This is a genomic window from Bradyrhizobium centrolobii (assembly GCF_001641635.1).
GTDB classification, from domain to species: Bacteria; Pseudomonadota; Alphaproteobacteria; order Rhizobiales; family Xanthobacteraceae; genus Bradyrhizobium; species Bradyrhizobium centrolobii.
In genome coordinates this window covers 121444-133850 of sequence record NZ_LUUB01000039.1, presented here as the reverse complement: position 1 = coordinate 133850, position 12407 = coordinate 121444, and the positions used below count along the sequence as shown (strand labels likewise).

At 62.8% G+C, this 12407-nt stretch carries 9 protein-coding genes and 1 pseudogene; 8 read left to right on the top strand and 2 right to left on the bottom strand.

Translation table 11 applies throughout. The features are described 5' to 3' along the window. Window positions 1-33 precede the first annotated feature (33 nt). Window positions 34-783 carry an ABC transporter ATP-binding protein gene (locus tag AYJ54_RS10380; protein ID WP_063698835.1) on the bottom strand — a complete coding sequence of 250 codons (750 nt, stop codon included), beginning with the start codon at window positions 781-783 and terminating at the stop codon, window positions 34-36. Window positions 784-1045: 262 nt separating this feature from the next. Here AYJ54_RS10380 and AYJ54_RS10375 point away from each other — a divergent pair, with 262 nt between their 5' ends. The 8 genes and pseudogenes from AYJ54_RS10375 to AYJ54_RS10345 all read left to right on the top strand — a co-directional run bounded on the left by AYJ54_RS10375 (window position 1046) and on the right by AYJ54_RS10345 (window position 11523). Continuing rightward, entirely contained in the window at window positions 1046-1921 is an 876-nt protein-coding gene (locus AYJ54_RS10375) for a branched-chain amino acid ABC transporter permease (protein ID WP_063698834.1), read from the top strand. A gap of 5 nt (window positions 1922-1926) precedes the next feature. Then, on the top strand, window positions 1927-3078 hold the full coding sequence (locus tag AYJ54_RS10370; RefSeq protein WP_063698818.1) for a branched-chain amino acid ABC transporter permease: 1152 nt from the start codon (window positions 1927-1929) through the stop codon (window positions 3076-3078). Further along, the gene (locus tag AYJ54_RS10365; protein WP_063698817.1) at window positions 3075-3833 is read left to right on the top strand and encodes an ABC transporter ATP-binding protein; all 759 of its coding nucleotides are present in this window, start codon (window positions 3075-3077) and stop codon (window positions 3831-3833) included. Before AYJ54_RS10370 ends, AYJ54_RS10365 begins: the two co-directional genes overlap by 4 nt. Window positions 3834-3837: 4 nt before the next feature. Beyond that, a complete protein-coding gene (locus tag AYJ54_RS10360) occupies window positions 3838-4626 on the top strand; it encodes an ABC transporter ATP-binding protein (RefSeq protein WP_063698816.1) in 789 nt (262 codons plus the stop codon). Between the two features lie 77 nt (window positions 4627-4703). Continuing rightward, complete coding sequence (locus AYJ54_RS10355; protein ID WP_063698815.1) at window positions 4704-6542, top strand: AMP-dependent synthetase/ligase; 1839 nt, start codon at window positions 4704-4706, stop codon at window positions 6540-6542. 122 nt (window positions 6543-6664) lie between these two features. Then, window positions 6665-7864 carry an ABC transporter substrate-binding protein gene (locus tag AYJ54_RS10350; RefSeq protein ID WP_063698814.1) on the top strand — a complete coding sequence of 400 codons (1200 nt, stop codon included), beginning with the start codon at window positions 6665-6667 and terminating at the stop codon, window positions 7862-7864. 314 nt (window positions 7865-8178) lie between these two features. After that, a pseudogene (locus AYJ54_RS53960) lies at window positions 8179-8304 on the top strand (zinc-ribbon domain-containing protein); the annotation flags it as partial. A gap of 111 nt (window positions 8305-8415) precedes the next feature. Then, on the top strand, window positions 8416-11523 hold the full coding sequence (locus AYJ54_RS10345; RefSeq protein ID WP_063698813.1) for an AAA family ATPase: 3108 nt from the start codon (window positions 8416-8418) through the stop codon (window positions 11521-11523). A 211-nt stretch (window positions 11524-11734) separates the two neighbouring features. Here the strand turns inward: AYJ54_RS10345 and AYJ54_RS10340 are convergent, their stop codons facing one another. Next, a complete protein-coding gene (locus tag AYJ54_RS10340; protein ID WP_161491833.1) occupies window positions 11735-11923 on the bottom strand; it encodes a hypothetical protein in 189 nt (62 codons plus the stop codon). Window positions 11924-12407: the final 484 nt, after the last annotated feature.

Genomic DNA, 12407 nt, shown 5'->3' with positions numbered 1-12407 from the left:
GGCGGGCGAACCAGGAGAGGGCCGTCGCCGAGCTCATGCCGCGGCCTGGAGCGTCACCAGCGCGATGAAGAGATCCTCCAGGCTGGTGTCGGCATGACCGTTCTGCCGGCGCAGGTCGGCAAGCGTGCCTTCGGCGACCAGGCGGCCCGACGCGATCACGCCGATGCGGTCGGCCATGCGCTCGGCGACCTCGAGGATGTGCGTGGTCATGATGACGGTGCAGCCGGCGCGGACGCGCTCGCTCAGGAGCCCCTTCACATGGCGCGCGGAGACGGCATCCAGCCCCGTCAGCGGCTCATCGAGGATGATGAGGCGGGGATCGTGCACCAGCGCGCCGGCAAGCGCCACCTTCTGGCGCATGCCCTTGGAAAAGCCCTCGCAGCGTTCGTGCCGGTGCGGCTCGAGGCCGAGCGAGCTCAAAAGCTCCTGCGCGACCGGTTCCGAGACCGACGGGGCGATGCCCCAGAGGCCGGCGACGAATTCGAGATATTCGAGCGGCGTCAGCTTGTCATAGATCATGGGTTCGTCGGACACCCACGCCATCACCTGCTTGGCAGCGACGGGATTTTCGAGCGCATCGATGCCGAAGATCGACACCGCGCCGGCATCGGGACGCAACAGGCCGGCAACCATGCGCAAGGTGGTGGTCTTGCCGGCCCCGTTAGGGCCGACCAACGCGTAGAATTCACCGGAATGGATGGTGAGATCGAGGCTATCGACCGCCAAACGGTCAAAACGCTTCGTTAACCCTCGGACTTCCAGTGCCGAGCTGTCCGGCTTCATGACGGCCACACCATCCGGTTTTGCACTGCCCGCGACCATGGCCCGAAGATGTTTCGGCACCGTGAATCTACGGCCGCAAATTCCGCCATCCGGGGTCGACTATAGGCAAGTCACCGTTTGTTGACAGCGCCGGACGGTTCAGGCTGAATTGGTCTCGGGACAAATGGCGCTAACGCGGCGAAACGACCGCGTAGCGGCTGGACGCAAGATGTGGCAAGGCGGTCGCGAAGAACTGCTGGTTGCATCGGGAGGATGCACGGAGATGCTGGACTTCGTTCAGCAGCTGGTCAGCGGCGTTGCGCTCGGCTGCGTCTACGGCCTGATCGCGCTCGGCTTCGTGCTCGTCTATAAGGCCACCGAGGTCGTCAATTTCGCCCAGGGCGATCTGATGATGCTGGGCGGCTTCTTCGCCTTCACCTTCATCGGCATGATGGGCCTGAATTACTGGATCGGCTTTGCCGGTGCGGTGGCAGCGATGGCGCTGTTCGGGATGCTGGCCGAACGCGTGGTGGTGCGGCCGATCCTCGGCTATCCGCAATTCTCCATCATCATGGCCACCATCGGGCTCGGCTATTTCCTGCGCTCGGTCGCGGGCATGATCTGGGGCACCGACGATTTCAAGATCGACACTCCGTTCAGCCAGGGCGTGCTGCGCATCGGCTCGCTGGTGCTCGCCTATGACAAGCTTTCGGTGATCGCCGCCACGATCATCCTCTGCGCGCTGCTCTATCTCTTCTTCAACAAGACCACGCTCGGCACCGCGATGCGCGCCAGTTCCGAGAACATGCTGGCCGCCTACTACATGGGCATCCCGGTCAAGCGCGTCGTCTCGATCGTCTGGGCGATCAGCGCGGCCGTTGCGACCTGCGCCGGCGTGCTGCTGGCGCCGATCACCTTCATCCACTCCAATGTCGGCCTCGTGCTCGGCCTCAAGGCGTTTCCCGCCGCCGTGCTCGGCGGCTTCGGCTCGATCCCCGGCGCAGTCGTCGGCGGTGTGCTGATCGGTGTGATCGAGAGCATGGCCGGCTTCTATCTGCCGGAGGGCTGGAAGGACGTAGCGCCCTACATCGTGCTGCTCGCCGTGCTGCTGCTCAAGCCCGAAGGCCTGTTCGGCCTTCACGTCCGCAAGAAGGTCTGAACGCCATGCGCTTCCTGTTCAAGACCGACTATGAGGACGACATCAAGCTGTTTCCGCACTCGGGCTACGTGGTCTCGTACGGACTCCTGATTGCGCTGCTGCTCATCGCGCCCTACGTGCTCTCCAGCTATTTGATGAGCCAGCTCGTCTTCGTCTGCATCTATGCGACCGTCGGCGTGGCGCTTCTCATTCTGACCGGCTTCACTGGGCAGGCCTCGCTCGGCCATGCGGCGTTCCTTGCGATCGGGGCTTACACCGCGGCGTACCTGCAGAAATACAACGTGCCGTTCCCGGTCTATTTCCTCGCCGCGGGCCTTTTGACAGGAATCGTCGGCGCGATGGTCGGCTTTCCGGCGCTGCGGCTCCAGGGCATCTATCTCGTCATCGCCACCATCTCCTTCGCCTTCATCGTCGAGGAGATTCTCGCGCGCTGGGAGAGCGTCACCAACGGCAACGAGGGCATGCGCATCAAGACGCTGTCACTGCTTGGCGTCGCGGTGCCGCGCGACAGCCCGACCTTCTATTTCCTCTGCCTTGCCGTATTGGTGCTGACCATCGTCGGCACGCTCAACCTGTTGCGCTCGCCGACGGGCCGCGCCTTCGTCGCGATCCGCGACAGCGAGACGGCGGCGCGCAGCATGGGCGTCAATGTCGCACTCTACAAGGTGAAATCCTTTGCGATCTCGGCGGCGATCACCGGCTTTGCCGGCGTGCTGTTCGCGCACAAGCTCTCCTTCATCTCGCCGGAGATGTTCACGCTTCAGCTCTCGATCGAGTTCATCATCGTGATCCTGATCGGCGGCACCTTCAGCCTGCACGGCGCGGTGTTAGGGGCGATCTTCATCGTAATGATCGATCCGTTCCTGACGTACCTGAAGGACGACATGCCCGGCATCATCGCCGGCGTTGCCGCGACATTCGGGGCGGGTACGGAGGCTGCCGGAAACATCCAGTCGAAGGTCGCGGCCTTCGCCTCGCTGAACGGATTGAAGGGCGCGATTTACGGCATCATCATCGTGCTGTTCGTGCTGTTCGAGCCGCTCGGGCTCTACGGCCGCTGGCTCAAGATCAAACTCTTCTTCCAGCTCTTCCCGCTCTACAAGCGCGCCACCTTCAAGCGGCAGAAGATCTACGTGAAGTCGGAGCGGAACCGATGAGCTATTTCCGCGCCGAGAACCTCTCGCTGCACTTCGGCGGCCTGAAAGCGGTCGATGCGGTGTCGTTCGCGGTCGAGAAGGGGGAAATCCTCTCGATCATCGGGCCGAACGGCGCCGGCAAGAGCTCGATCTTCAATCTGATCTCGCGGATCTACCGGCCAACCTCGGGCCGCATCTTCTTCGAGGACCAGGACATCACCGAGCAGCCGCCCTACGACATCGCCAAGCTCGGCATTGCCCGCACCTTCCAGAACATCGAGCTGTTCGAGAACGCTACCGTTCTCTCCAACCTTCTGGTCGGGCGCCACCGGCATTCGACCACGCAGCTCTGGCAGGAACTCCTTTTCCTTCCCAATGTCCGCGCCAACGAGAAGTTGCACCGCCGCCGCGTCGAGCAGGTCATCGAGTTCCTCGATCTCGAACCCTATCGCGACAAGCTGATCTCAGGCCTTCCCTACGGCGTGCGCAAGGTGATCGAGCTCGCGCGCGCGCTGTGCTCGGAGCCGAAGCTGATCCTGCTGGACGAACCATCTTCGGGGCTGAACGTGGAGGAGACCGACGACATGTCGTTCTGGATCCGCGACATGAGGAGCGAGCTCGGCATCACCGTGCTGATGGTCGAGCATGACATGACGCTGGTCAACCGCGTCTCAGACCGCGTGATCGCGCTGAATTACGGCCGGGTGCTGGCAATGGGCTCTCCCGCCGAGGTGCAGCAGCATCCCGACGTCGTCGCCGCGTATCTGGGAGCCTGACGCGATGGATGCGACCATGACGCCCGACATTATTCTGAAGCTCTCCAACGTCGAGAGCTATTATGGACCGATCATGGCGATCCGCGGCATCTCGCTGGAGGTGCCGCGCGGCCGCATCGTCGCGCTGCTGGGTGCCAACGGCGCCGGCAAGACCACGGTGCTGAAGACCATCTCGGGCATTCTCGATCCGCAGAAGGGCACCATCGAGTTCCTGGGCAAGCCGATCCAGCGCATGGAGGCCGACAAGATCGTGCGGTTTGGCCTCAGCCATGTGCCGGAGGGGCGCGAGGTGTTCCCGTTCCTCTCCGTGCGCGAGAACCTGATGATGGGCGCCTATCCGCGCAGGGATCGCGACGGCGTCGCAGAGGATATGGAGCGGGTCTATGGCTATTTCCCGCGATTGAAGGAACGCATCGATCAGCCGGCCGGCCAGCTCTCCGGCGGCGAGCAGCAGATGCTGGCGATCGGGCGCGCCCTGATGAACCGGCCGACGCTGCTGCTTCTCGACGAGCCCTCGCTCGGGCTGTCGCCGATCCTCGTGAAGGAGATTTTCACGATCATCCGCCGTGTCAACGAGGAGCAGGGCATGTCGATCCTGCTGGTCGAGCAGAATGCCAAGGTGGCGCTGGAGACGGCGCATTATGGTTATGTGCTGGAGATCGGCCGCGTCGTGATGAACGACACCTGCGACCGCTTGATGCATTCACAGGACATTCAGGAATTTTACCTTGGCGCCAAAGAGCAGGGCGCGCGGGGCGAACGGCGCTGGAAAAAGAAGAAAACGTGGCGTTAAATGGGATTGCCCTTCGGTAAACACAGACCGCCGGCAAGGCAGGCCAGCGGAGGGGGAGCGACAAGGAGGGAAATGGCATGGCCCGACCGGCGGTGCTGACGGTCGCTGACACGATCGCGAGGAGCTTTCTGCGCGCCGCTGAAACGCGCGGCGACCGGCCTGCAATTCGCGAGAAGAAGTTCGGCATCTGGCAGCCGACGAGCTGGCGCGAGTGGCTCGCGATTTCCAAGGAGATCGCCTACGCGCTTCGCGCATCCGGCTTCATGCCCGGCGACGTCGCCTCCATCGTCGCCAACGCCGTACCCGAATGGGTCTACGCCGACATGGGCATATTGTGCGCCGGCGGCGTCTCCTCCGGCATCTATCCGACCGACGCGTCGGCTCAGGTCGAATATCTCGTCAACGACTCCGCTACAAAGGTGATCTTCGCCGAGGACGAGGAGCAGCTCGACAAGATTCTCGCCTGCCGCGCGCGCTGCCCCTCCTTGCAGAAGATCATCGTGTTCGACATGGAAGGCCTCAGCGGCTTTAACGACGACATGGTGATGTCGCTCGATGAGTTTCGCGCGCTCGGCCGCAATCACATGGTCGGCCGCGAGACGCTCTGGCAGGAGATGATCGACAGCCGCGGCGCGGGCGATCTTGCGGTTCTCGTCTACACCTCGGGCACGACCGGCCCGCCCAAGGGCGCGATGCATGCCAACCGCAGCGTGACGCATCAGATGCGGTACGCCAACGACTTCATTCCGGCTAAGGAAAACGACGACCGGCTGATCTTCCTGCCGCTCTGCCACGTCGCCGAGCGGGTCGGCGGCTACTACATCTCGGTCGCGCTCGGCTCGGTGATGAACTTCGCCGAAAGCCCGGAGACGGTGCCGGACAATCTGCGCGAAGTGCAGCCGACCGTCTTCCTGGCGGTGCCGCGCATCTGGGAGAAATTCTACTCCGCCATCACCATCGCGCTGAAGGACGCGACGCCGTTCCAGCAATGGGTCTATCGCCGCGCCATCGACATCGGCTACCGCATGACCGATTGCCGGCTCGAGGGAAAGACGCCGCCGCTTTCGCTTCGCATCGCCAACCGCCTCGCCTATCAACTGGTGTTCCGCAACATCCGCCGCATGATCGGGCTCGATCGTTGTCACATCGCGTTCACGGGCGCGGCGCCGATCGCGCCGGATTTGATCCGCTGGTATCTCGCGCTCGGCATCGACATGCACGAGGTCTACGGCCAGACCGAGAATTGCGGGGTTGCGACCATGATGCCGGCGGAGCGCATCGAGCTCGGCTCGGTCGGCAAGGCGGTGTCCTGGGGCGAGGTCTCGCTCTCGCCCGATGGCGAGATCCTGATCAGGGGCGACTTCCTGTTCATGGGCTACCTGAATCAGCCGGAGAAGACCGCGGAGACGATCGATCCGCGCGGCTGGCTGCACACCGGCGACGTCGGCACCATCGACAACGAAGGCTTCGTCAGGATCACCGACCGGATGAAGGACATCATCATCACCGCCGGCGGCAAGAACATCACGCCGTCGGAGATCGAGAACCAGCTAAAATTCTCGCCCTATATCTCCGACGCCGTGGTGATCGGCGACAAGCGGCCGTATCTCACCTGCCTCGTCATGATCGACCAGGAGAATGTCGAGAAGTTCGCCCAGGACCACGACATTCCCTTCACCAATTACGCGAGCCTGTGCCGGGCGATGGAGATCCAGGACCTGATCCGGCGCGAGATCGAGCAGGTCAACGCGAATTTCGCCCGCGTCGAGACCATCAAGAAATTCTACCTGATCGAGCGTCAGCTCACGCCGGAGGACGAGGAGCTGACGCCGACCATGAAGCTGAAGCGCAGCTTCGTGAACAAGCGCTACGCCGCCGAGATCGACGCGATGTATCGCGAACGCGCGGTGGCGTGAAGACGCGTGTCCCCGGAAAAGTGGAAGCCGGTTTTCCGACAAGGGGCATGCGCAGAAAAGAAGCGAAGCAGCGGTGGCCCCCGCCTTCGCGCAACACGGGCCTTAAGGGAGAGGAGACGTCAATGTCGAGATCGTTATGGACGTTCGGCCTTGCGGTAGGCGCGGTGGCGCTCACCTGTCTGCCGGCCGCCGCGCAAACCAAGGTCACCAATGAGGGCATCTCGGGATCCGAGATCGTCATCGGCACCCATCAGGATCTGTCGGGACCGATCAAGGTCTGGGGCGTGCCGGTCTCCAACGGCATGAAGATGGCGGTCGAGGAGATCAACGCGGCCGGCGGCATCAGTGGCCGCAAGATCAAGATGATCCTGGAAGACAACGGCTACGATCCGAAGAAGGCAGTGCTCGCCACGCAGAAGATGGTCGAGCGCGACAAGATCTTTGCGATGATCGGCCCGATGGGCTCGCCGACGGTGCTGGCGGCGCAGGACACGCTGTTCGATGCCGGCGTGCTTCAGCTGTTTCCGCTGACGGCGGCCGAGTTCACCTTCAAGTTCGATCCGGCCAAGCCGCAGGAGCGGCTGAAGTTCAACAACCTGCTGCCTTACGTCGAGAGCACGCGCGCCGCGCTCAAATACATGATGGAATGGAAGAGCTTCAAGAAGCCCTGCATCATGCATCAGGATGACGAGTACGGGAAGAACGTGCTCGACGGCTTCAACCAGCAGCTGACGGCCATGAAGGTGCAGCCGGCGTCAGTGACGAGCTACAAGCGCGGCGCCTCCGACTTCAGCGCGCAGGTCGCGAAGATGAAGTCCGACGGCTGCGATCTCGTCGTGCTCGGCACCGTGATCCGCGAGACCATCGGCGCGATGACGGAAGCCAAGAAGCTCGGCTGGGACGTTACCTTCCTCGGCGCCACGCCGACCAACGTGCTGGAAGTGCCCACCCTCGGCAAGGACGCCGTCGAAGGGCTCTATGCCGCAAGCGGCTTCGAGATCCCGTACGAGGACACGGCCAAGGGCAAGGTCCATGACTGGCTCGTCAACTACAAGAAGATGTTCAACACCGACGCCAACACGCAGGCGATCATCGGCTACAACGCGGTGATGACGTTCGCCTTCTATGCGCAGAAGGCGGGCAAGGATCTCACGGGTCAGAAGGTGCTGGATTCGCTGGAGTCGGGCGAAAAATTCCTCGACATCTTCAACTCGCCGCCCACGAAGTTCTCCAAGACCGACCACCTCGCCAACACCATCACCCAGGTGCAGCAGGTCAAGGGCGGCCGCTGGGTGCTGGTGAAGGACAATCTGATGTTCTGATGCGGCATCTCGCGCCGCGCCGGCACCTCCCGCCGCGCTGACAGTGCACCCTCTCCCCTCGTGGGAGAGGGTGACTTCCATAGCTTGCTGCAATTTCCGGTTCTGGCCCCTAAGCCGAAGGGCGCTTAACCCGTTGTCATATCGGCTGTCGTTGGCAAACCGGACGTCGGTCCATACTGGCATCCACCGCTGCTTTTGACCCTGGCTGTGTGAAAACGCAATCACCGGCAGGTATTTTGCCCCTCGTGGAGAAGCTGGACCCTCATCCGGACGTTCGTCTAGACTGCGATCCTGTTCCGAGCTGGAGGGCGAGCATGGAGTGCCCGAGCTGCGGAAGTGACAATCAGGATGGCCACCGATTCTGCGGGAACTGTGGCGCGCCGCTGCCGCCGTGTTGTGGCGCCTGCGGTCGTGGGAATCCGATTGGCAATAGTTACTGCAGTTACTGCGGCGCTCCTTTGACCAGTGCCGCTGCTCCGGAACGATCATCAGCCGGAGATGCGCCTATCCGGCCGGCGCTACCCGGTGCGGAACGTCGGCGTCTCACCGTAATGTTCTGTGACCTCGTCGGCTCGACCGCAATTTCGTCTCGGCTGGACCCGGAAGACCTGCGCGAGGTGTTCAGCAAGTACCACAAAGACGTTGCGAGGGTGGTCGGGCGTTTTGATGGATTCGTGGCCAAGTACATGGGCGACGGGGTTTTGGCCTACTTCGGCTACCCGCAAGCGCATGAGGACGACGCCGAGCGAGCGGTTCGCGCCGGTCTACAGATTGTGACGACCGCGCGGCCAGTGCCGGCTGCGCCCGGCGGCAGACTGCCGATCCGTGTCGGTATTGCCACAGGTCTCGTCGTCGTAGGCGATCTGATCGGTGCCGGCGAGTCTCAAGAGCGCGGTGTGGTGGGCGAGACGCCGAATCTCGCCGCGCGACTGCAAACCTTGGCGAAGCCGGACAGCGTGGTGATCGATGCGAATACGCAGCAGATGACGAGCGGCATCTTCGAGTACAAGGACCTCGGTACGGTCCAGCTAAAGGGCTTTGTTGGGCCCGTGCGTGCGTGGCGCGTGCGGGGCGAGAGCACGATCGAAAGCCGGTTCGAAGCACTACATTCGGCTACCACTCTCACCCCAATTGTTGGGCGCGAGGACGAAATCGAACTGCTGGCTCGGCGCTGGATCCGGGCAAAGTCAGGTGCCGGACAGGTGATCCTGCTCTCGGGCGAGCCGGGCATAGGCAAGTCGCGCCTGACTGCTGCCCTCCAGGAGCGACTGCGGGAGGAGCCCCACATCCGGCTGCGCTACTTCTGCTCGGCACATCACCAGGACAGCGCGCTGCACCCGACGATTGCGCAACTCGAACGAGCCGCAGGTTTCGAACGGGGCGATGCACCGGAGTTGAAGCTTCACAAAATCCAGGCGCTGCTCGCGCCGACATGGTCGCCGATTGCGGGTCTCCCCCTCGTCGCCGAGTTGCTAAATGTTCCCGCTGGCGATCTGTACCCTCCGAGCCAGCTAAATCCGCAGCGCAAGAAGGAGGAAACATTCGAGCTGTTGCTCCACCAGCTCGTCGTCCTCGCGCAGAGCCAGCCGGTATTCTTGATCTACGAGGACGTCCATTGGATCGACCCCAGCTCACGCGAGCTCCTCGATCGCGTGGTCGATCGGGTAGCAGGCCTGCCTGTGCTGTTGCTGATTACATTCCGGCCGGAGTTTAAGTCGCCATGGACCGGCCAACCGCATGTGACGATGCTTACCCTCAGCCGCCTCGACCGGCTTCAGGGTGCGACGCTGGTGCAGCGCGTCGCGGGCAGCAGGGCACTCCCGGAGCATACCATGGAAGAGATCGTCAAGCGCACCGATGGCGTGCCGCTCTTCATCGAGGAGTTGACGAAGGCTGTCGTAGAAGCCCAAGCGAATCGAGAGAGCGGCAAAGACGAGAGCGCCACCACCTCGGGATCGGCGCTTGTCGTGCCCGCAACCCTACAGGCCTCGTTGATGGCCCGGCTCGACCGACTTGGGCTGGGTCCCAAGAAGATGGCGCAAATCGGGGCTGCGATCGGCCGTGAGTTTTCATACGAACTCCTCGCCGCCGTCGCCGGTCCAGGCGAGAGCGAGATAAAAGAGAGATTGGCGCGGCTTGTCCGTTCTGAACTGGTGTTCCAGCGCGGCGCGCCACCTGAGGCTGTCTACAGCTTCAAGCACGCTTTGGTGCAGGATGCCGCGTACAGTACGCTTCTGCGCAGCGATCGACAGCGATTGCATGCGCGCATCGCCGAAGCCGTCGAGGGGCGATTCCCGGACCGCGTGGCACGCGAGCCAGAACTGCTGGCGCACCACTTTACGGAGGCCCGCCAAATTGAACGTGCCGTCGGCTATTGGCTGAAGGCCGGCGAACGCGCTGCCCAACGCTCGGCCAATCTGGAAGCAATCCGGCATCTCACCCGAGGGTTAGAGGCGCTGAACACGCTACCGGAAAATTTCGAGCGGGATCGGCAGGAGCTCGCTTTTCAGATCGCGATCGGTACTCCCATGATCGCCGTACACGGTTATTCTGCACCGCAGACGGGCGCCGCCTACAGTCGTGCACGCGCGCTTTGCGAACGTCTCGGCGAGGCCGAGCCGCTCGTCGCGACCCTCAGCGGTGAGTTCGTCTATTACTTTGTGCGCGGCGATTATTCCATGATGCGGCGACTAACCAACGAGGCTCAGCAGATATCCGAGCGCCTTCCAAGCTCTCTGGTTCGCCTTGCCAGCCACCGCTTGGCGGGGATCACAGCCATGCACTTCGGAGCGTTTGCCGAGGCTCGGTCCGAGTTCGAAGCGATCCTGCGCCTCTACGACGTGCGTCAGCATCGATCGCAGCCAGTGCACTACGTTCACGACCCGAAAGTTTCGGCCCTCACCTATCTTGCGCCTGTCCTCTGGATCCTGGGCTTTCCCGAGCAGGCGCATCGTTCAAGCACCGCGGCGTTCCACTGCGCCGCGGAGTTGGACCAGGCGAACCTCACAGCGCATGTCCACAATTTCGCCGGCGCCGGTTTGGACGAACTGCTCGGCGACGTCCCGGGCGTACAAGCCCATGCCGACGCGATCATTGAGCTGGCCGATCGGCACAGCCTGGGCTATTGGCGCGTGAATGGTCTGATTCTTCGCGGCTGGGCCATGGTACAGCAGGGCGCCACGGAGGCAGGCATCGCTCTCATGTGTCAAAGTGCCGAGAGCCGCGCGGCTCTAGGCGTCAGTTGGTATCAAGCCCGGTATCTCTGCATGCTCGCCACGGCCTATGCGCAAGTCGGCCAGGCCGAACCAGGGCTACGTATCATAGCTGAGGCGAAGGACCTCATTGCGAAAAATAGCGAACACATGTGGGAGGGGGAACTCGCACGCATCGAGGGGGAGCTTCTGCGGATCCAAGGCAGATCCGCCAGTGAGATCGAAGGCTGCCTTGCGCGAGCTATGGCAATAACCCGCGCACAGGGCGCCAAGTCGCTCGAACTCCGTGCCGCCCTCAGCTTGGCGCGCCTGTGGTGTGATCGGGGGCGGACTGATGACGCCCGCGCGCTGCTCGCAGCGCTCTTTAGCTGGTTCACTGAGGGATTCGAGACCGCCGATTTGAGAGCCACAAAGGCATTACTCGACGAGTTGACCTGCGGAACATGAGTGGGTTTACGCCGCTCCCCAGTGAAAAGACTAAAACGCGACCTTACCCGTCGTTGGGACTCCACTATGGGACTTGCTTTGGAGGCGCTGACGACTTCCGCTATTGGCCCTTCGCGACATATTGCGCCGCCGCGCGAGCTCGATCGCGAACGGGGAAAGCGGACGGAGCCTTCGTCGCGTCACGCCAACGGGTTTATCGGTACACGGCTGGTCAGGCCGGCTCTTTCCGGCCGATCAGACCGAAAACGATCATGATGATGCTGATGCCGCCGACGGTGCCGGAAACCTCCCCGACCGTTCGCATCAGGGCGACCGCATCATTGGACCACGGCGTCATGTCGCGCATCGCGAGAAAGAATAGCAGGGCGATGATCAGGAGCACCCCGCCCACGGCGATCAAACGCCAGTTTCGCTTCCGCATGGCGAACCGTTCCTCCGGGCCACGCCGAGATTGGCGCGGTCGCTCGACACGGAGGAATAGTGTCGTCGATCTCGGCTCGGGTTCAATTGGCTCGGCTGGGATCAATGCGGCGAGAGGTTCGTCATTCCGGGGCGCGCGACTTGTCCGCCGTAGCTCGAAGAGCGAAGGCGGAAGCGCGAGCCCGGAATCCATCGTGCAGCAGGCAAGGCGGAGAAATGGATTCCGGGCTCGCGCCGAGTGGCGCGCCCCCATTGCGCAATTGCGCAATGTGGAATGACGAAGTGTGTGGGCCTCAGCTATCCGCCTTCAACGCGGCAATGAGAGCCTCCTGCGGACTGTCGACCCTGCCGAACTGCGCCTGTTCGATGCGCCGACCCCACGCGCTGCGATCCTGACATCCTGCCGGTGTTTTGCCCGACGAGTCAAATGGACTTCGTAAAATCGAAAAAGGGCAATGCCGACA